The organism is Psychrobacter sp. JB193, assembly GCF_002285555.1.
Taxonomy (GTDB): Bacteria; Pseudomonadota; Gammaproteobacteria; order Pseudomonadales; family Moraxellaceae; genus Psychrobacter; species Psychrobacter alimentarius.
On the sequence record NZ_NRGY01000002.1, the window covers coordinates 474337 to 494948 of the forward strand.

Sequence of the window (20612 nt, forward strand, 5' to 3'; positions counted from 1 at the left end):
AATTAAGGGTTAAATAGCATCCTTTTAAAAAAACGCCGTGTCGTAAAGATACGGCGTTTTTTTGTCTCTTAAATAGTTAGATTAAGGAGCGGCATTATGAAAGACAGAGTTGTCTTGGTATTGTGGATGCTTGTCGATGTAGGCTCTGACATACGGACAAATAGGTTTTACCCTTAAATGTTTAGCTGCCGCTTCATCTAAGATGGACCTAACCAGATAACTTGCGATGCCTCGCCCACTAAGCTCCTTTGCAACCTCAGTATGAAGATAGGCAATGCCTTTTTCGCCCTGACTGGTGGTAAAAAACTCATAATCTTCGAAGGCGAGATATCCATCAACGTGGATCTCGAAACGCTTTTGTGCTGTATTGTCTATCAGCTCATGGTTCAATTCATTCGGCATAGTTATATTCCTTTATGTAGATTAGATTAAGTATATAGATAAGAGCAAGTCAACCTTTTAGCGACTTAATTAGGCGTGGTAACTTCGTATACTGATTGCTCATTAAGATTATATGACGTTATGCATAGACAAATTGTTCTAAAAATAAGAATAGTTATTTGCATTAATGCTTATTTATCTGCCTGTGCTCAACAATTATAATAGGTTCATTGTTTAGGCAAGGTCATTAATGAATTGTCATATAAGATTAAATTACTGATAAATAAGGATATATCATGAAAAATATCTATCATGCAGCAGATTCTCGTGGCGATGCTAATCATGGCTGGCTTAAAAGCAAGCACACCTTTAGCTTTGCCAATTATCATAATCCTGCACGTATGGGTTTTGGGGTTTTACGTGTCATTAATGATGATTTTGTCATCGGTGGCCAAGGCTTCGGTAAGCATTCACACCGCGACATGGAAATCATCAGTATTCCATTGTCTGGCAAGCTTGGTCATGGTGACAATATCGGCAATGAAGGCATTATTGAGACAGGCGAAATCCAAGTGATGTCAGCAGGTACAGGCATCACTCATAGCGAGATGAATGGCGATGCCAACGAACCTGTGAAGTTTTTACAGATTTGGGTCATCCCTAACAAAATGAACGTCAATCCTCGTTATCAGCAGATCCGTATGGATGACATCATGCAACCAAACGAGTTTAACCAAGTTTTGTCACCGAATGCGGAAGATGCTGGTGTGTGGATTCATCAAAACGCTTGGTTCAGCATGGGTGATTTCGATAAAGGCGTGACGCGGACTTATCACATAAAGGATGCAAATAACGGTGCTTATATTTTTGTCATCAGTGGTAAGGTAGTGGTCAATGGTCAGACTTTGAACACCCGCGATGGTCTTGGTATTTCAGATACTGTCGACTTCACTATGGAAGTAGAAGAAGATGCCAAGGTCTTGGTCATGGATGTGCCGATGTCGTTCTAGGTTGGTTGTATCAAAACGCTAGCATCGTCGTTTATTAAAGATCATTTGAGCACTATTAATTAAGCACTATGACGCAAATACTCATTGCATATTGAGAGGTGAATAATGACAATTAAAACCTTAGAGCCAAGGTTGGCAAGTGTTGGTGGTATCCCTATTGCTCGATTATTACCCAACAAAGGCAATCAACCAATTGGTGCTTGGTGCTTTTTGGATCATGCTGGCCCTGCTGAGTTTGGTGATGATGAGTTAGGTATGCAAGTGGGTCGTCATCCGCATATTAATTTGCAAACCTTTAGTTGGATGCTAAATGGCGAAGTACTGCACAAAGACAGTTTGGGAAATGAGCAAGTCATCACCAAAAACCAAGTCAATGTTATGACCGCAGGTACAGGATTGACGCAAGGCATCAGCCATACCGAGCAAAGCGTCTTTCCAGACACGGGTGGCTCACCAGATGCCGCGCGAGGTCTGAGTATGGTGCAGCTATGGATTGCGCTACCAACCGATCAAAAAATCGAGCGTAGCTTCCATCATTATCCCAAATTGCCTACGTGGCGTGAGGGTGGTGCCGAGATGATCCTCACCACAGGCAGTTATGTCAGTGTGACAGGGGAGCATTATCAAGCACCGACCATACAGTACTCAAAAATGATCGGCATTGATGTGAGATTTTTGGAAGATAGTGACGTCACGCTCAATCTAGAACACGGCTTTGAGTATGGTATCTTGGTCACAGAAGGGCAGATCGAATCTGAAGGCAAAGTATGCGAAAAAGATCAATTGTTTCGCTTCCACGATTCGGATGTGGCCAATAACCGCAGTATCAGACTGTCGGCAAAAAAAGGCACCCGGTTGATGTTTATCGGTGGTGAGCCACTCAACAATAAGGTGCTGCTATGGTGGAACTTTGTAGCCGATAACAAGCAAGAGCTCGAACAGTCTATTATTGACTGGAATAATGGTCATGAACGGTTCGGAGAGGTGGATTCTATGATGAAGCGCCTACCTTCACCAGAACTGCCTAAAGGCTTCAAAGGGTAGTATCAAAAAATAGTATCGTAAATTGCATTTGTTAATTTAACTATCTCATATTCGTATTTGATTAAGTTTTTTTACAAAAAAGAGATATGGGTTTGGGTCAATTACTCCCATAATGAAGCAAATTACAAATGAAGAAAATCAAAAGTACCGTTTAAAGTAACGTGTTAGTCCTATTGATTAACCAGATTTATATCAACAATGTGGAGAAGTATTATGTCAGATTTAAAAACATTACAGCAATTGGCTGAAAAACGTCGCTCAATCTATGCGTTAAATGATCAACTACCCGTGTCTAATGAAGAGGTCGTTCAGGTCGTTGAGCATGCTATTTTGCACACACCATCATCGTTCAACTCACAATCAACGCGTATCGTTGTTTTGTTTGGCGATGACCATAATAAACTATGGGACATGACAGAAGAGACGTTACGTGTCATCGTTGGTGATGAAGAGGCATTCAAATCAACCAAAGAGAAAATTGCTGGTTTTAGAAACGGCGCTGGTACGGTCTTGTTTTTTGAGGATCAAGCGGTTGTCAGAGGCATGCAAGAAGCGGCGCCGCTTTATGCAGAAAACTTCCCAATTTGGTCAACGCAAACCAATGCCATGCATCAGTATGTGATCTGGACAGCATTGGCCAGTATAGAAGTCGGCGCGAATTTACAGCATTACAATCCTGTCATCGATGAAAGAGTGGCTAATGCTTGGAACGTTGATGAAAACTGGGAATTGAAAGCACAAATGGTATTTGGCGGTATTGAGCAACCAGCAGGCGACAAATCATTCAAACCTGTTGAAGAGCGTCTAAAAGTATTTGGTGCGTAATAAAACAAATTGATATAAAAAAAGCGTCGCTCAATGGTTGAGTGGCGCTTTTTTTTATCTAACAACCAACAATAACTACGGTTTGGAGCGCATCAAGCTATTGGCGACCCATGCAGGACCAATCAATAAGAACTGTAAATCTTCAAAGAATGAAGGCTTCTTACCTTCAATTTTATGACCAATAAACTGTCCAATCCAAGCCACGATAAAAATACCTGCCCAGACTTTAAATCCCCATGGTAGTAATGCCATCACTGATAGACAAATTAAGATAAACATACCCATCGCTAAAAAAAGCGGCGTAGATAAGCGCATATAAAACAAGAGTACTAAGGCGCTTAGAACTAAGGTGAACCAGACAGAAAGCGACATACCCATACCCAACAAACTGACAAAGATGGTGGGAACACACAGCCAATGGATTTTTTTGTTGACTAAGTTTTGATGACTGACTGCGTACTCACTGAGCCACTGTTCAAGTGTGCGTTTAGACACTCGTTGTTGACGATTGCGAGACATACTAACCTCCTTGTTAGCCATTGATATGATGAACAGATATTGATTACCATGTCGGTAATCAAACAGTCCTTGGTATCATTTGTAGCATTAATTGAGTATGTCTGCCATTTTATCTAGTAGACGGCACAGTCAAATCTAACCGTACCGCTCAACTTGCTACTCAAATCCAAACGCGTTTTTCTTTAAGTAACCCTTTAACCTTGCTCGCTGCGCTGCCATTCATAAAGACCGATGAAGGCGTTGATTTGATAAATCATGGTTTGAATGGCAAAAATATAATTGCCAGACATGAGGTTGACGATAAGCCAAACAAAATTCACGATGATCCATAACCACCAGTTAAACGAGTAGCGCAAAATCATCGCGGCCTGTGCTGTGATTGAAAGCACAAACGCAATCACATTGATCCAAAAAAAAGAAATGAATCCTAAAAATTTACTGTTATCGTCTTCGACTACCGCATAGCCGTAGCTTGCCAATAAGCTATTGACCGTTGGGAAAAGCGCCAGACCAAGAATAATAAACACAGCAGTGATCAACCAAACTGCTTTGTTGGCAGATTTGGGTATCATGTCACCGTCAGGATCGGTGTGTTTTGACCAATAAAAAATCCCATAAACGTGGGTAAAAAAGTTAAACAAAGGGGCGAGCATTAAACCAACTGCGCCTGAGGTGGCTTGTACCACCACTTCGCCTGCCGTGGCTGCCATCCCAAGACCATTACCCATGACATTTTTGCGAAACGACAGCGAGACCACGCAGACCAATCCGACAAAAGAGACGCCTAAATAGAACATATCAAGTGCGGTGTGGTCGGTGGTGAGCCAAAATCCTGCGGACAAAGCAATAACACCGCAAATGAACCAAATAACAATCCATTGCATAGCCCATTTGCCGGTGATGTTGTCCAATAACTGAATACGCATAGCGCTCTTCCCTAAAAATGAATGTCGATGATTGCCTAATACTAATGAAATCATATAAAAATGAGAGACATTAGTAGTAAGCAATTACCCATGACCTGTTATATTTTTAATTGATTGTCTGGTCGAATATATTTTATGTTTTTTTACCATAGATATGCTGATCAATAAACAGCAATGCTTGCTGGTAGCGCGCATCATAATCAGGCTGGTCGATCATGTGCGGCGCGATATTATGACGCGCAAAGATGTCTACTAAGCGCTGCTCAAAGCGTCCTCGCGCCTCGGGTGTACCCAAAGAGCGCATGCCATCGTCAATCCATGGCGTATTGTTGTCTAGCATAATAGTATGGTCTAAACGGAACTCATCAATACAAGCGGCCACAAACGGATGAGTACGACCTTCATACTCTTCACAGAAAGCTTGTGTGGTCACAAAATCCGTGTCAACGATGGTAACAGGTGCCGTCGCACAGGATTTTGCTTCTCTAATGGCTTGGGAATGATTGAGCACAATAGGGGCATAGTCACTGTACTGCAATCCAACCTCACTACCACCCAAATCTGTACCGACATACAAGCGACCCATCTCAAGTGCAAAGCTGGCACCATAATGATTGGCCAGTTTATGTACTAATGTGGTTTTGCCTGAGCTTTCGCCGCCAACGATGGTGATTGTTTTTGTGTAGTCACCGCGTACTTGTGGGTGCAGTGCTGACCAATGTGCGATAGGATTTTGGGCAATAGCGAGAGTGTCAAACTCAGGTTGTGCTGACGTAGCAACAATCTTCATTGCTAGTGGTGCTTGCTGCTGTGTTGGACTATGAACCAATGGATTGTTGTCCGCCAAAAACAATGCGGTCTCGATGGGTAAGGACAATGTGTCGAGTAAGTGTTGCAACTGAGTACTGCTAGTCGCTGTATCAAAGCTACTATTAGCAAAATACTCATGACAGGGCAGTTCGCTCTCATCTGTAGTGTGAATCTGAATAAATGGCAAATCTGCGCAAGCCATCTGTAGCCAGCGTGCTTTGTCCTGCAAGGTGATGTTAAAATTTGGATGAGGAGAGGGGGTTGTCGTAATGACAATATGCAAGGTTTTTGCCTGCCCTGATGCCTCTAGTATGCTGCGCATGTGTCCTAAATGCAGTGGCTCAAATTGTCCAATCATCAATCCAGTATCATACATAATTATCCTCACTCTAGGCTTATATAGCCTTATTATTATCGATCTTATTAATAAATTATTTTGTTTAAGCTGTTTAACAGCATGGTATAAAGGTTCGAGGGGATTTACAGGTAGGTTATTGTAAATATGACTTAAATTTTGTCTTTATCAGAGAAGTTTTTTTATAACCAAATAAGCAGTTAAGCTATGATGTTTTTATGGACTCATAGCGCATTAAAACGAGAGCCATGTGTTGGATTTGGCTTGTGAATAATAGAGAGTAATGTGTAAGATGGTAAGATTTGAGAAACAAACCTTTAGCTGAAACATTTTGAAATAATTATTTAAAATCAGGGGTTTATGAGGATATATGATAGGTTGAAGCAAGTTTGAGTATCATAAACTCACAAAGGACTTCTATACTATCAACAGATAAATAAAAAATGATTGATATAATTATTCATAAGTTAAGCAGATTAACTGTTTTTAATATTCAACATAAATCCTAAATGGATAAAATTAAAAAAATACAAGTCACAAAATATAATTTATAGAGAGGTATTTGGTTTGGCTAAGTTAGCAAAATTACATCGTTCTCAGAACAATAAGATGATCGCTGGTGTTATGGGCGGTATAGCAGAATATGCAGGCTGGTCACCCACTTGGGTAAGATTGCTGTTTGTGGTTATATCTTCACTAAGTGCGGCAGTACCCGGGATTTTGATCTATATTATATTGTGGATCATTATGCCAAAGGCCAATAGTCAGTCTTACCAATAAGGCAGATTTATTGTAAGAATAGATTTGTTATAAGCACTTCAAGACTAGTTAGGTAAGATCAGTTAAATAGTACGACCAATTGATAAGCAAAGTGATACCAAGGTTAGACTCCAAAAAACAAAAAGCCTGACTCATCAGGATACCAGCGATAGACTTTTCCTCCTGCCCAGATGCTCACGCATTTGGGTATTTTTTTGTTTGTGACTTTTGATGACCTCAACATCAGTTTATTACGGCAAATTGAGCTCTTAGATAGACATTTATGGATACAATGCAAATTTAGTTGACGTAAATATGGATAAAACAGTCAATTTTTAGTAAGGTGAGCAGGCAAATAGAGTCGTTGCCAAATAGGCGATACGAGTGCTATCAACGGTTTATTTAATCATACTCATTCCACAGTGGCTTTACTATGAAAACCCAAACTATGACATCCGAAGCGACAACCCCAATGATACAAGAAAAAGACCCTCAACCGATGACCTTTCAAGATTTAATTCTAACGTTACAGAATTTTTGGGCTGATAAAGGCTGTGTGATTTTGCAGCCCTATGACATGGAAGTCGGTGCCGGTACTTTTCATACTGCAACGTTTTTGCGCTCATTAGGTCCTGAGCGCTGGAACGCCGCTTATGTGCAGCCATCACGTCGCCCAACCGATGGTCGCTATGGTGATAACCCAAACCGTCTACAGCATTATTATCAGTTTCAAGTGGTACTCAAGCCCAATCCGCCTAATATTCAAGAGCTGTATTTGGATTCATTGAGAGCCATTGGTATTGATCCATTGGTGCATGATGTCCGTTTCGTTGAAGACAACTGGGAGTCGCCAACGCTTGGTGCATGGGGTCTTGGTTGGGAGATTTGGCTAAACGGTATGGAAGTGACTCAGTTTACGTATTTCCAGCAAGTAGGCGGCATTGAGTGTTTCCCTGTCACCGGCGAGATTACTTACGGTCTTGAGCGCCTAGCGATGTATGTACAAGGCGTCGATAGCGTTTATGATTTGGTATGGGCAGATGGCGAGTTTGGCCGTGTCACTTATGGCGATGTTTTTCATCAAAACGAAGTGGAGCAGTCGACCTATAACTTTGAGCACGCCGATGTGCCAATGATGGGTGAGATGTTTGACTTTTATGAGCAACAAGCGGATAAGTTGGTTGATGCAGGCTTGCCATTACCTGCTTATGAGATGGTACTAAAAGCGTCACATGCCTTTAACTTACTTGATGCCCGCGGTGCGATTTCAGTCACTGAGCGTCAGCGCTTTATCTTGCGCGTACGTACGCTCGCCCGTAAGGTCGCTTTTGGTTATGTTGAGGCTCGTGCCAAACTTGGTTTCCCATTAGCCGATGAAGCCCATCGTCAAGAAGCGATCGATAAGTATTTGCCAAAAGAAAAGACAGACGCTGCAAACGCCAACAATACTCAAACGACTAACGACAATAAATAGGAGCATCCCATGAGTACTATTCTATTTGAACTGGGGTGTGAAGAGCTACCTCCAAAAAGCTTAAAGCCACTACGTGACGCGCTACAAGCGAGCGTCACTGAGCAATTACGCGAAGCAGAAATCAGCTTTGATAGCATCAAATCATTTGCCGCGCCGCGTCGTTTGGCGATTCAGATTCAAGGCATTAGTGACAAGCAGCCAGATCGTACGGAACAAAAACGCGGGCCTGCCATCAAAGCCGCGTTTGATGGTGATGGCAATCCAACCCGTGCTGCCATGGGTTTTGCTAAAGGCTTAGGCATTGAGGCTAGTGAGCTGATTACTATTAATACCGATAAAGGCGATTATGTAGGCTTTGAGCAAACCATCCATGGTCAAGCCATAACAGAGCTATTGCCTACTATTTTTCAAACCGCGCTTGATAACCTGCCGATTGCAAAACGCATGCGCTCGGGTGCCAGCCGTAATGAGTTCGTTCGTCCCGTCCAGTGGGCGGTGTTGATGCAAGATGATGCAGTTATTCATGCCATTATCCAAGGCCACCAAACAGGTGCGCAAACTCGTGGTCATCGCTTCCATAGCCCTGATTATCATGACATTGCCCACGCCAATGATTATGAATCGTTGCTAGAGGGTTTAAAGGTTGTGGCAGACTTTGATAAGCGCCAAACGCTGATCAAAAACCAAGTCAAAACTTTGGCAGATGAGGTTAATTCCGATGCTATCGTCCCGCAAGACTTGTTAGACGAAGTAACGGCCTTGGTTGATTTTCCAATTGCCCTACGAGCAAGCTTTGAGACACGTTTTTTACAAGTGCCCCAAGAAGCGCTGATCTCGACCATGCAAGCGGACCAAAAGTATTTTTGTTTGACCGATAAAGCAGGCAAGTTGCAACCGTACTTTATTTTTATTACCAATATCATGTCTCAAGATCCGAACCAGATCATCGAAGGTAATGAAAAGGTCGTACGTCCGCGTTTGGCTGATGCCGAGTTCTTCTTTTTACAAGATCAAAAGCAGCCACTGTTTGCACTCACAGAAAGCCTAAAAACCCGAGTATTCCAAGATAAACTCGGTACAATTTGGGACAAGTCTGAGCGTATTGCTAAGTTATCTGCGTTTATTGCCACTTTGCTGCAGCAGCAAGGTCACGACATCAGTGTTGATGAAGCCGTACGTGCTGCTATGTTGTCCAAAGCCGATTTGGCAAGCTCATTGGTAGGCGAATATCCTGAGTTGCAGGGTATCGCTGGTACATACTATGCGCGTTTGGATGGTGAGACAGAAGCCGTTGCCGCCAGTTTGGAAGAACAATATTTGCCTAAGTTTAGTGGTGATGTCTTACCGCAAACGCCAATTGGTATTTGTTTAGCTCTAGCAGACCGTTTGGATACCTTGGTCGGTATTTTTGCGATTGATCAAGCGCCTACTGGGTCAAAAGATCCGTTTAGCTTACGTCGCTCAGCCATTGGTATTTTGCGTATTTTGATTGAAAAACAACTACCCATCAATCTGGTGGCATTGGTTGAGCAAGCAATCAAAGGCTATAGTGACACTAACGGAGGCAGTAAAATTGCCAAAATGGGCGACACCTTCACCCAAGTTATGGCATTCTTAAACTCGCGCTATCGTGCGATGTATACAGAGCAAAGCGTTAGTGTTGATACTATTCAGGCAGTGCAAGCGATTAATCCGCATATGCCGCTTGATTTTGATCAACGTATTCGTGCGGTTCAAGCATTCAGCACGCTGTCACAAGCATCGATGTTGGCGGATTCTAACAAACGCGTTGCTAATATATTGGCCAAATCAGAAGTAAGTGTTTCTGATACGGTTGATGAGACGCTGTTGACCGAGCCTGCCGAACAAAACTTGTATGGAAGCGTACGCCAAGCACAGACAGCAGTTACGCCATTGCTTGAGCAAGCAGACTATACTCAGGTATTGCAAACGCTTGCCAGTTTGGATGAGCCACTGACCGAGTTTTTTGACAATGTCATGGTCAATAGTGAAGATGAGGCACTAAAAAACAATCGCTTGGCATTATTGAAGCAGGTTCGTGCGTTATTCTTAACGGTGGCTGATATCAGTGAGTTGCAGTTGTAATCCTTTAAAAACGCTGCGTTAATCATCAAGTGGTATTTCAAAAGAACTGGTCCTTTGTGGCCAGTTTTTTGATACAGGCTATGACAATAAATGGCTCGTAAAGGTGATAAATCATTAAACTCTCTACTGGTCTCATCATTATACTGTCATCCTTATTAATGGTTACGCTATACTATTAGGACGTTTTGCAGAAGGGTCAATCAAATGATTTCTGTTACTCATAAACGTTTATTCATCGTCAAAGGAGCACTGCCGTGTTTGCCGTTATTATCATCATTCTCGTTATCTGGGCTTCAATGTGGGCATTCTATAAATTTATGTATCCACGTCCTCCCAAGAGCATGATGCCAAAAGAAGGTGATGTGATCACACCGCGGCAGTGTAACTTCTGTGGTAACAGTTTGGCTGAATATCGCGGTGTCCTAGAAACCAATCCAAGTTTGGCGCCAGAGGATGAAAGCGATAGCAAGGTTGATACTCATAAACCTCTCTTCTTTTGCAATTATGAGCATCAAGCAGATTTTCATGCTGGTAAGGTTTACAATCCCCATGCGTAGATGATGTGTTTATGCGCTAGATGATTGTATAAGTATAAAAAAAGCGCTTAGCTGTCGTGAGCTAGGCGCTTATCTGTTAGAGACTGACTATTCGCTTATAAACTGACTGTCCGCTTATAAAATGGATTGAGCGTCTTTTAGGATTTTATTAAGTAAAGCGTCAGATCGGCTGCTTTCTTGCAAACGATCTTCATCATCTCTTTGATTGGCGTGAATTTTTTCATACAAGTTTAAGCAGCATAATACCAAGAGGTTTTCTTGACTGAGACTGGGTGCGTCTTTTCTGAGCTCTTGCGCATAGTCATTAATATAAAAAACTGCTGAACGCAGCTCTTCTTGCTCATGCACAGGACAATAGATAGGGTAAGTAACGCCCGCAATCGAAATATCGACTTTTTTGATTTGAGGCTCAGGGGTATTATTAGTATTGGGTTTAGACTGGGCTGAGACGGTTGTGGAGCCAGCTCCAGTTGCCGCGATCTTTTGTGATTTTGGGTCAGTAGAGCGTGTTTGGTTGGCGGCTAGCTTTTCTTCTGAAGATTTGGGGTGGTTATTGGTCATGATAAATCCTACAATGTCTGGTCAGTAAAATGAGTAATATAAGATATTACTAGGATGAATGGACTGGCTAACCTTCTGCTTGGTCAATACGTGTTAAGCGTTTCAAGACAACTTGCGTTCGCTCAGCGGCCAATTGATTTTTCTTTTGTAAGTCACTATTTTGCTGTTTAATATCGTGATACTGCTGTTTCAATTCTTTGTTATGCTGCTGCAGCTCATTGTTTTGTTGTTTTAATTCGCTGATCTGTTTTTGCAGCTTGTCTTGCTCTTCACCAATCATATGATGCGCTTCTGCAAGATTTTGATAGCGCTTGTCGAGATCATTCAATTGTTTTTTGGCACCGTCACGTTCCGTATGGCTCGTATTGAGCTTGTTTTGTAGTGCGGTCAGCTCTTGGGTATTGGTGACTGGATTTTGTTTGATGCTGCTAAGTTCAGCACTGACAAGCTGATACTGCTTTTTTATGTCGAGTATCGTTTTTTCTAATAGTTTAAGTTGATCATACATAGTCAGTTTTTATCCTTAACAAGTAAGCGTGAATGAATTTTGTTCTCTGCGTTTAATAATGCCATAGGTGACCGCATAATATCTATATCAACAAAGTAATTACACGTATTAGGCTTGGCCTTTTTATATTTATTAGGCGCGCTTTTGTCAGTGACAGGGTACAGCGTCTATTTTCTGTTTTTTAAGCAATAACCACTCATTAGGATATCTATTATGAATGACAATATTTCTGGCTGGAATACTTGGCTGACCGCTTTTGACGACTGGACTGATGTATCTATCAGTGAGGTACATGGCTTGATGACAGGGCTTATGACAGCTTGTAATGCCCCTGATGAAGCAACATGGGCGAAGGTGTTTGAGGAGCTGAGCTTTGCGTCACTACCAGAGGCTGCATTGACCTTGTTGACAGAAGAAGCAGAGGACACTGTATTCCAGCTTAAAGACAAAGATGATGCCTATTCTTATATGCCGCTTATACCGGATGATGAACACGATTTATACGAGCGTGTGATAGCGTTGAAACAGTGGGCGAACGGTTTTATGACTGGTTTTGGCATTACCGACTGTAGCCTCACGAGTGAGGAAAACGAGATGCTATCCGACTTGGCAAAAATTGGTGCCATTCGCCTTGAGGATGACGAAGATTTTGAAGGTGGTGAAGAGTCTTACTTGTACCTCTACGAATTTGCACGTATGGTACCTGTCAGCTTTGCAACTCGTAAGCGCAAACCTGTCAAAGAGATTGCACTTATCTCTGGGCTTGCCATTAATGCCAAAACGACCAAAGAGTTACAAGCAGAAGGCAAATTACCAAAACCAATGCCACCGGTTATTGATATCATGAATCAAAACAATCCATCGTAAATGATGTTATATAGTCAAGCTAAAATAGAAAATAGACGTCAGATAGCTCTTTGCTGAGGCAAAGTTTGCGCGCTTTGAGCGCCAACGTGTTTATAAGTGTTATCTCGGCATCGCTATATGTTTTTTGACGTATATTGACGATAGAATAAAAATAGTAATTTGCGATAAAAGAATAAAAGGAGATAAGGATGATAACTGATCATGACATGCCACATCTGCGCCGCTGCGTAGCGCTGGCTGCCGACGCTCTAGAAGCAGGCGATGAGCCGTTTGGTAGTGTATTGGTTGATGGCGACGGTCAGGTTTTATGTGAGGATCGTAACCGCGCTAACACGGTGGATCCAACTTATCATCCTGAAATCGCTGTAGCAAAATGGGCGGCGCAACACATGACAGTTGCTGCGAGGGCAAAAGCGGTGGTGTATACCTCAGGCGAACACTGTGCAATGTGTGCAGCAGCTCATGCATGGGCAGGTCTTGGACGTATTGTATACGTCAGTTCCTCAAAACAGCTGACCGAATGGATGATGGAGATGAATGTAAAATCCACATCACCTATTAATACTTTTTCTATTCAAGACATTGCGCCAAATATAACTGTATCAGGCCCTGTCGCTGGCTTGGATAAAGAGATAAAAGCATTGCAACAGCGCGCGCTCCAAAGAAGTTAAATTTTTTATCTTATATCGTGATAAGGATATTTTATGACTACAAACAACAGTAATGATAACAGTCAAACCCCGTCCGATACTGCTTATCCCAATCAGAGTCTTGACTGGCTCACGCGTTTGATTGGTTTTGATACGGTCAGTCGCCATTCAAACTTGGCACTTATTGAAGACGTGCAAGCCTACTGTAAGCAATTGGGCCTTGCGGTGGATTTGACTTTTAATGAGGCCAAAAACAAAGCCAATCTATTTGTGACCGTACCCGCTGGTAAAAACGCTGATCAAGTAAATAATGGGCTGGTGCTCTCAGGGCATACGGATGTGGTGCCAATCGATGGTCAAGACTGGACGTCAGAGCCGTTTACTGCAACGATTCGTGGCGACAAGCTCTACGGACGCGGCGCTTGTGATATGAAAGGCTTTATCGCTTGTGCTTTAACACTATTGCCGCAAGCCGTGCAATTATCAAACAGTGGAAAACTACGTCGTCCCTTGCATCTGGCATTGTCGTTCGATGAAGAAGTTGGCTGTTTGGGCGCGCCACTCATACTGGCAGACTTAAAAGCCCGCGGTATTACGCCTGATTATTGTATCGTTGGTGAGCCGACCAACATGGCGATGGTGGTGGCACATAAAGGCATTGCGGTTTATCGTTGCCGTGTGCATGGTAAGTCTGCCCATTCATCCTTGACGATGCAAGGGGTCAATGCCATCAGTTACGCCAGCCGCTTGATTGGCTACGTGGATACGTTGGCAGAAGAGATAAGCGGTCGCGATGACAATGATGCGCTGTTTGATGTGCCTTATTCGACCTTATCCGTTGGTACCATACGAGGCGGTACAGCAACCAATATTGTACCCAACTTGTGCGAGTTCACCTTTGACTATCGTAACCTGCCGCACATGACGCAAGACGATATTTTAGTACCTATTCAAGCGAAGGTTGCAGAGCTCAGCGCACAGATGCAAGCCCGTGCTCCAGAGACGGGCATCGAGCTGGTGCAAGAAGAAAGTGTGCCAGCCATGACCGACAATGATAGCGCTGAGCTGCAAGCGTTGATAGCGGCATTAACTGGAGATGACGAGCGTCATAAAGTGGCTTATGCAACTGAGGGCGGTCAATTTACCAATGCTGGTATTCCAACGATTATTTGTGGGCCGGGTAGTATTGAACAGGCGCATAAGGCAGATGAGTATGTGGCACTGAGCGAAATAGAACGTTGTGACGAATTTTTGCAAAAACTATTAGACAGTTGCACCATCAGGTAGTCTATAAAAATGCCAAACATATGTATATAATATGCATAAGTAAAAGAAATACCGTCTTAATGGCGGTATTTCTTTTTTGGCGATGTGGCTGTTCGTATAAGAACCATTTATATATAACAAAGTAGGGGTTAGCTGATGTCTTGGCATCTGTTTGCAGTATTTTTCGCAAGTACGTTTTTGATTTCCGCGACCCCAGGTCCCAATATGCTACTGGCATTTCAGTACGGCATGAACTATGGTGTGAAGCGAACGTTATGGACGCTGGCAGGTTTGAGCCTTGGACTGTTTGTTTTGTTACTGTCAACGCTGCTCGGATTGGATGTGATCAGTCGTCAATCGCCATGGCTGCTCACGATTATCAAAGCCGTGGGCGCGGCATACTTGATTTATTTGGGTATCAGTTCATGGCGTGATGCGGGCGATGGCAGCCTAATGAGCGATGCTAAAGAGCTAAGTGCAGAGGTAGAGGCCGACTATGCTGCTTCTGAGGGTGCACCTACTAGACCGCAGCTACGTTCTCTCTCTAGCGCTGCCGTGCAAGTAGGTCCCAGTAATCTTACTTTGTTTCGTACGGGTGTTTGGGTCTCTCTATCTAACCCAAAAGCGATTTTGTTCTTTGCAGCCTTTTTCCCTAAGTTTATTAATTTTAGTGCGCCACTATGGCCACAATATATTCTACTGACCATTGGGCTGTTCATGAGTGAGACCATTTGGCAGATCGTATATACCTTGGGTGGCAAAAAGCTAGTAAGTTGGCTCGATGTGGGTGGTCGCTTAGCATGGTTAAATCGTGGTTGCGGCGTCATTTTTGTATTGATTGCAGCCGCTTTGTTAGCTGACGTCATAAAAGATTTTACGATGTAAAAGATATGATTGTTATTTATTTTTTATATTAAAGAAACTTCCTAAAACATTAATATGAAATTGATACTAAATTAATAGTTGACATTGATTTTTAAATCGTTATTATAATCGCATTGATTTATAGGTTTTTATATCGAATAAATCACATCAATCAATTTGCTTTTGTCGCCCTGACATTAGCCATAACCTATGGAGGAATCATCGTGTCCTATATAACTGTTAAGACGTTTTTAAAGATTGAATGTATGAAAAGCATGACAGCAATGATGACTTCTAAAAGGTTTGGCTAAGCCTATAGATCAGTTATTTATTGATACTTTATAATTTAGTGTCTCTAAACAACCTTCTATATCTATTCGTGTTATCCTTCTTTTAAGTTATCTGTGTTGTATGGTTATTTGACTATACTAGGCATTCTGCTGTTTATTGCTTGTCTAACATTTCTCTTTACTGTCTATCAAAAGATAAGCTATGTGAAAACTTAGCTAATGTCTGTCTGCGTGTATGTTGTACACATAGCATCTATGCGGTCATTTTTGGTACGGTAATGTCTTTATTAAAACGTCCATTATAAATTAGCCATGAATTTTTATTGATTTTTAATTAATAAAAATACGGTTTTTTATTGCCTATCATTTCTTAATTGTCGATTTTTCTTATTAAACATTGAGTTTAATTGAGACGGATAAGTAATGTCTAAAGAATTAAATAGGTGAATTAAAAAATATATGGTTTTAAAAATAAAAAATGGAAAAAAAATGAGCATTCAATTAGTATTAAATAAGAATAGCAAACATGGCGTCCCTGTCAAAATATACACCACCGATGTTGAACAAGGTGCCATGCAGCAACTACGCAACTTGGCCCAGTTAGAATTTGTACATTCGCACATTGCTGTCATGCCTGATGTCCATGTTGGCAAAGGTGCTACTGTTGGCAGTGTGATTCCGACCAAATCTGCCATTATACCTGCGGCAGTCGGTGTAGATATTGGCTGTGGTATGAATGCGGTACGATTGTCGCTGACAGCAAGTGATTTGCCTGACAGTCTAAAGTCACTGCGCTTGGTGGTCGAGCAGCAAGTACCTGTTGGCTTTAATATGCATAAGCAAATCCAAGCCAAAAACTCGACGCTTGATCCGCTTGGCAAACGACTGAAACCTATTACCGATAAGCATCCAGGTTTACTCAAAATGCTAAAAGGCTTTGATCGTACGTGGGCCAAGCAGCTGGGTACGCTTGGCGGTGGTAATCATTTCATTGAGCTGTGTTTGGATGAAAACAACGATGTTTGGGTCATGCTGCATTCTGGTAGTCGCGGTATTGGCAACTGTATCGGCCGCTATTTTATCAATCTGGCCAAAAAAGAGCGCCAATCACGCTTTGGTCATGTGCCTGATCGTGATTTGTCGTATTTTGCTGAGGGCTCTGACAGCTTTGCTGATTATGTTGAGGCGGTCGGCTGGGCGCAGGATTACGCGCTAGAGAACCGCCGCGAGATGATGCGGTTGGTGATTAAGGCGTTGCAATCGCCGCAAGCAGGACTGCCACGATTTCAGCTGACCAAAGAAGCCATCAATTGCCATCACAACTACGTCAATGAAGAGGTGCATTTTGGCGAGCAGGTTTATGTGACCCGTAAAGGCGCGATTAGTGCTTACGCAGGTGAGCTTGGCATCATCCCTGGCTCTATGGGCGCAAAATCTTTTATCGTCCGTGGTCTTGGCGCGGCAGAATCGTTTTGCTCATGTTCACACGGGGCAGGTCGGCAGATGAGCCGAGGTAAAGCGGTGCGCGCGTTCACCATTAATGAGCTAAAAGAGCAAACGGATGGCGTCGAATGTCGCAAAGACAAAGGCGTCATCGATGAGATACCGGGCGCGTACAAAGACATTGATGAAGTGATGGCCAACCAACGAGACTTGGTTGAAGTGGTGCATACGCTCAAGCAAGTCATGTGTATTAAAGGCTAATACTAAGCCTGCAAATCATCTTAGCGTCGTCAAACTTGCTTCATGTAATGGACGTACAATTTGCGCTCGTTTTTCTTCACTAATATGGTTTTTGGCATTTGCATTTAAAAAGAATTATAGAATAGGTAATCATATGAGCTTAAAACAAACGTTAAAAAAGGCCAAACAGATTGAGCGGCATTTAGAACAGCAAGCTGAGTCAGGTGCACAGCATTCGATAGTCGTAGTGAAGCCTCGCAATTATTTGGCGCTGAATCCGCTACTCAAAAAAGGCGGTATCCATGAAAAAGAGGACATTGACATCGTCCGCAAAAAGCGTCGTCGTGAGACCAAGCAGCAGCTACGGCAGACGGACTGGTTAGCAAAATAGGAGCGAAAAAATTTTATGAGTTACGCGTTATGATGTTGTTTATTCACTTTAAGAAGCGTACGGTTCTATCATAGTAATATTATAAAAAAGAGTTAGCGTGGCTGGGGTAAATTTTTTACCGCCTCTGTCAGCGTAGACACAGCAAGCAAGGAAAATTTGTATCAGTCACACGTTTAAACTCATATAACTGTTATTCGTATAACCGTTTTATTTTTAGACGACGTTATTTACGATCAAGATTGAACAAATATAAAGGAGGATTTTATGAGATTACTTAATAAAGTGGCACTGGTCACGGGTGCTGCACAAGGCATTGGCAAAGCGATTGCTGAGATTTTTGTTAAAGAAGGCGCAACGGTTATATTTAGTGATATCAATGATGACAAAGGGCAGCGTGCTTGTAATGATATCAATATCAAGCGTCAACAGTGGGGCGAGTCAAAACCAGCACAATATATGCATCTGGATGTTTCAAACGAGAGCGATTGGCAACAAGCTGAGCAGGCTATTAAACAAAAATACCAAGGCTTAGATATCTTAGTTAATAATGCGGGTATTACAGGGTTTTTAGAAACCACAGGCGCTCATGACCCTGAACATTTGGATATGGCAAGCTGGCGTAAGGTGCATCAAGTCAACCTAGATGGCGTGGCGCTAGGATGTAAGGCAGCTATTGCTTTGATGAAAAATCGTTCAACCGATAAAAATAGCAACTCCAGTATCATTAATATCTCCTCACGCTCAGGTATGGTCGGCATTCCGTTAGCAGCTGCTTATGCTTCAAGCAAGGCTGGGGTCAGAAATCATAGTAAATCCGTCGCCTTATATTGCGCGCAAAATGGTTATGATATTCGCTGTAACTCCATTCATCCCGCCGCTATCTATACACCGATGTGGGATGCGATGTTGGGAGAAGGCAATGATCGAGAAGATGCGATTAAGGCAATTAGCAAGGATATCCCGCTCGGTTATATGGGCGATGTCATGGACGTGGCTTATGCCGCGCTCTATTTGGCAAGTGATGAGTCAAAATATGTGACAGGCACTGAGCTGACGATTGATGGTGGTATCTTGGCTGGAAGTACAGCTGCTCCGGCTCAATCAGATTAATGTCATATGGTTTGTAAACCTTAACAAAAAAGGCCGCTCACGATAATTGTGAACGGCCTTTTTGTATTAACTGGTCACTCTAGGGTAAGGGTTACGCCAATACCTCGATTAGCTCACCCTTCACCATATGCGGGCTGACAAAATCAGTAATACGCACGCTGACGATCTTACCGAGTAGCTCATTCATTTGCTCCTCATCGTATGGGAACATAACCGTGCGCGTGTTATCTGCCGTCCCAATTAAGCAATCAGGATGGCGATTGGCGATTTGTTCGACCAAGACGCGCGTGGTAGTACCAACCATCTCATGGGTTTTAGCCAATGTCGAATCAACGATGACCTTTTGAAATTCAGCCAAACGCGCTTTTTTGGTAGTGAAACTGACATCATCCGGCAGCTCTGCCGCTGGCGTGCCTGGACGTTTAGAATAAATAAAGCTATAAGAGTGATCGAAGTTCAACTCTTTTGCCAAGTTCAACGTGTCTTGGAAGTCTTTCTCAGTCTCACCAGGGAAACCAATGATAAAGTCGCTCGACAAATGGATGTCAGGGCGAATGGCCTTAAGTTTGTTGATCTGGTCAATATAAACATCGATGGTGTGGTTACGCTTCATCGCTGCCAAGATAGCGTTTGAGCCGCTTTGTACCGGCAGATGCAAATGTGATACCAGCTCTGGCAACTGCGCATAAGCGTCAATGATGTCATCGGTGAACTCAAGCGGGTGGCTTGTGGTATAACGAATACGTTCAACACCATCGACATGCGACACATAATGCAGTAGCTCAGCGAAACGGCAAATGCTGCCATCGTCTTTTTCGCCGCGATAGCCATTGACGTTTTGTCCCAATAGGTTGATCTCTCGGATACCTTGAGCGGCAAGGCTGTCAATCTCAGCCAATACGTCATCAAGCGGACGCGACAATTCTTCACCGCGCGTATAAGGCACTACGCAAAATGAGCAGTATTTCGAGCAGCCTTCCATAATGGAAACAAAGGCCTTATAGCCTTCTACTCTTGGTTCTGGTAAGAAGTCGAATTTTTCAATACTTGGGAAAGATACGTCGATAGTACCGATACGGTTCTTTGGCGATATATTACGCTGCTCATTTGATTGATCATATAGCTCTGGCAGGCGGTGTAAGGTTTGTGGGCCAAATACCATATCGACATAAGGCGCCCGTTTTTGAATATTGTCGCCTTCTTGCGATGCCACACAGCCACCGACACCGATGACGAGATCAGGACGTTTTTCTTTTAGTTTGCGCCAGCGACCCAGTTCTGAAAAAACTTTTTCTTGTGCTTTTTCACGAATAGAGCAAGTGTTCATCAGCAGAACGTCTGCTTCATCAATATTGTGTGTCACTTCCATGCCGTGCGAGTCACCAAGCACATCAAGCATTTTACCAGAGTCATAAACGTTCATCTGGCAACCTTGGGTGGTTACAAAGACTTTTTTGGTGGTCGTTTGCGTGACAGGCGATTGGGCTGAACTTGCTTCTTTGAGTGCAGTGGCAGCTGGCGCAGCAGCAGTTGTGTTAGCAACAGCGGCGTCATTAATGCGGGGATTAAATACAGTAACACTCATAAGGGAAAGTCCATAATTAACTAAAATATAGCGAGATAGCGGATTAACAAGTGGCGTATTTTATCACAACC

21 protein-coding genes are annotated in these 20612 nt (G+C 42.8%); 14 read left to right on the forward strand and 7 right to left on the reverse strand.

Annotated features, from left to right (window positions below; genetic code table 11):
• Positions 1 to 81 precede the first annotated feature (81 nt).
• Positions 82 to 402, reverse strand: coding sequence for a GNAT family N-acetyltransferase (locus CIK80_RS09775; RefSeq protein WP_095569839.1), 321 nt, complete (start codon positions 400 to 402; stop codon positions 82 to 84).
• 275 nt (positions 403 to 677) lie between these two features.
• Here CIK80_RS09775 and CIK80_RS09780 point away from each other — a divergent pair, with 275 nt between their 5' ends.
• From CIK80_RS09780 to CIK80_RS09790, 3 genes are all read left to right on the forward strand, one after another.
• Positions 678 to 1391, forward strand: coding sequence for a pirin family protein (locus CIK80_RS09780; RefSeq protein ID WP_095569840.1), 714 nt, complete (start codon positions 678 to 680; stop codon positions 1389 to 1391).
• A 105-nt stretch (positions 1392 to 1496) separates the two neighbouring features.
• Positions 1497 to 2435 carry a pirin family protein gene (locus tag CIK80_RS09785; protein WP_095569841.1) on the forward strand — a complete coding sequence of 313 codons (939 nt, stop codon included), beginning with the start codon at positions 1497 to 1499 and terminating at the stop codon, positions 2433 to 2435.
• A gap of 213 nt (positions 2436 to 2648) precedes the next feature.
• Positions 2649 to 3260, forward strand: a complete 612-nt coding sequence (locus CIK80_RS09790) for a nitroreductase family protein (protein WP_095569842.1) — start codon at positions 2649 to 2651, stop codon at positions 3258 to 3260.
• Positions 3261 to 3335: 75 nt separating this feature from the next.
• On the opposite strand, the gene CIK80_RS09795 is transcribed toward CIK80_RS09790, so the two are convergent.
• The 3 genes from CIK80_RS09795 to nadR all read right to left on the reverse strand — a co-directional run bounded on the left by CIK80_RS09795 (position 3336) and on the right by nadR (position 5891).
• Positions 3336 to 3779 carry an Mpo1-like protein gene (locus tag CIK80_RS09795; protein ID WP_062845381.1) on the reverse strand — a complete coding sequence of 148 codons (444 nt, stop codon included), beginning with the start codon at positions 3777 to 3779 and terminating at the stop codon, positions 3336 to 3338.
• 194 nt (positions 3780 to 3973) lie between these two features.
• Entirely contained in the window at positions 3974 to 4705 is a 732-nt protein-coding gene (pnuC, locus tag CIK80_RS09800) for a nicotinamide riboside transporter PnuC (protein WP_095569843.1), read from the reverse strand.
• 133 nt (positions 4706 to 4838) lie between these two features.
• Complete coding sequence (nadR, locus tag CIK80_RS09805) at positions 4839 to 5891, reverse strand: multifunctional transcriptional regulator/nicotinamide-nucleotide adenylyltransferase/ribosylnicotinamide kinase NadR (RefSeq protein ID WP_095569844.1); 1053 nt, start codon at positions 5889 to 5891, stop codon at positions 4839 to 4841.
• Between the two features lie 546 nt (positions 5892 to 6437).
• On the opposite strand from nadR, the gene CIK80_RS09810 reads away from it, so the two are divergent.
• The 4 genes from CIK80_RS09810 to CIK80_RS09825 all read left to right on the forward strand — a co-directional run bounded on the left by CIK80_RS09810 (position 6438) and on the right by CIK80_RS09825 (position 10766).
• On the forward strand, positions 6438 to 6650 hold the full coding sequence (locus CIK80_RS09810; protein WP_062845378.1) for a PspC domain-containing protein: 213 nt from the start codon (positions 6438 to 6440) through the stop codon (positions 6648 to 6650).
• A gap of 478 nt (positions 6651 to 7128) precedes the next feature.
• Complete coding sequence (gene glyQ, locus CIK80_RS09815) at positions 7129 to 8103, forward strand: glycine--tRNA ligase subunit alpha (RefSeq protein ID WP_095570374.1); 975 nt, start codon at positions 7129 to 7131, stop codon at positions 8101 to 8103.
• 9 nt (positions 8104 to 8112) lie between these two features.
• Complete coding sequence (gene glyS, locus CIK80_RS09820; protein WP_095569845.1) at positions 8113 to 10209, forward strand: glycine--tRNA ligase subunit beta; 2097 nt, start codon at positions 8113 to 8115, stop codon at positions 10207 to 10209.
• A 254-nt stretch (positions 10210 to 10463) separates the two neighbouring features.
• Positions 10464 to 10766: a hypothetical protein gene (locus CIK80_RS09825; RefSeq protein WP_257011735.1), complete on the forward strand. Its 303-nt coding sequence runs from the start codon at positions 10464 to 10466 to the stop codon at positions 10764 to 10766.
• Positions 10767 to 10880: 114 nt separating this feature from the next.
• Here CIK80_RS09825 and CIK80_RS09830 read toward each other — a convergent pair whose 3' ends face one another.
• Complete coding sequence (locus CIK80_RS09830; RefSeq protein WP_095569846.1) at positions 10881 to 11327, reverse strand: cell division protein ZapA; 447 nt, start codon at positions 11325 to 11327, stop codon at positions 10881 to 10883.
• A gap of 67 nt (positions 11328 to 11394) precedes the next feature.
• Positions 11395 to 11835: a hypothetical protein gene (locus CIK80_RS09835; protein ID WP_095569847.1), complete on the reverse strand. Its 441-nt coding sequence runs from the start codon at positions 11833 to 11835 to the stop codon at positions 11395 to 11397.
• Between the two features lie 213 nt (positions 11836 to 12048).
• Between CIK80_RS09835 and CIK80_RS09840 the strand changes: the two genes are divergently transcribed.
• The 7 genes from CIK80_RS09840 (at position 12049) to CIK80_RS09870 (ending at position 18956) form a co-directional block, all read left to right on the forward strand.
• Positions 12049 to 12702: a UPF0149 family protein gene (locus CIK80_RS09840; RefSeq protein ID WP_095569848.1), complete on the forward strand. Its 654-nt coding sequence runs from the start codon at positions 12049 to 12051 to the stop codon at positions 12700 to 12702.
• Positions 12703 to 12890: 188 nt separating this feature from the next.
• Entirely contained in the window at positions 12891 to 13373 is a 483-nt protein-coding gene (locus CIK80_RS09845) for a deaminase (protein WP_095569849.1), read from the forward strand.
• Between the two features lie 33 nt (positions 13374 to 13406).
• Positions 13407 to 14639 (forward strand): acetylornithine deacetylase, encoded by a 1233-nt coding sequence (gene argE / locus CIK80_RS09850; RefSeq protein WP_095569850.1) that lies wholly within the window; start codon positions 13407 to 13409, stop codon positions 14637 to 14639.
• A 135-nt stretch (positions 14640 to 14774) separates the two neighbouring features.
• On the forward strand, positions 14775 to 15503 hold the full coding sequence (locus CIK80_RS09855; RefSeq protein ID WP_095569851.1) for a LysE family translocator: 729 nt from the start codon (positions 14775 to 14777) through the stop codon (positions 15501 to 15503).
• Positions 15504 to 16261: 758 nt separating this feature from the next.
• Positions 16262 to 17476: an RtcB family protein gene (locus CIK80_RS09860; RefSeq protein ID WP_095569852.1), complete on the forward strand. Its 1215-nt coding sequence runs from the start codon at positions 16262 to 16264 to the stop codon at positions 17474 to 17476.
• A gap of 133 nt (positions 17477 to 17609) precedes the next feature.
• Positions 17610 to 17846 carry a hypothetical protein gene (locus tag CIK80_RS09865; RefSeq protein WP_095569853.1) on the forward strand — a complete coding sequence of 79 codons (237 nt, stop codon included), beginning with the start codon at positions 17610 to 17612 and terminating at the stop codon, positions 17844 to 17846.
• 264 nt (positions 17847 to 18110) lie between these two features.
• On the forward strand, positions 18111 to 18956 hold the full coding sequence (locus CIK80_RS09870) for an SDR family oxidoreductase (RefSeq protein ID WP_095569854.1): 846 nt from the start codon (positions 18111 to 18113) through the stop codon (positions 18954 to 18956).
• Between the two features lie 91 nt (positions 18957 to 19047).
• On the opposite strand, the gene miaB is transcribed toward CIK80_RS09870, so the two are convergent.
• Positions 19048 to 20541, reverse strand: a complete 1494-nt coding sequence (gene miaB, locus CIK80_RS09875) for a tRNA (N6-isopentenyl adenosine(37)-C2)-methylthiotransferase MiaB (protein ID WP_095569855.1) — start codon at positions 20539 to 20541, stop codon at positions 19048 to 19050.
• Between the last annotated feature and the right edge of the window lie 71 nt (positions 20542 to 20612).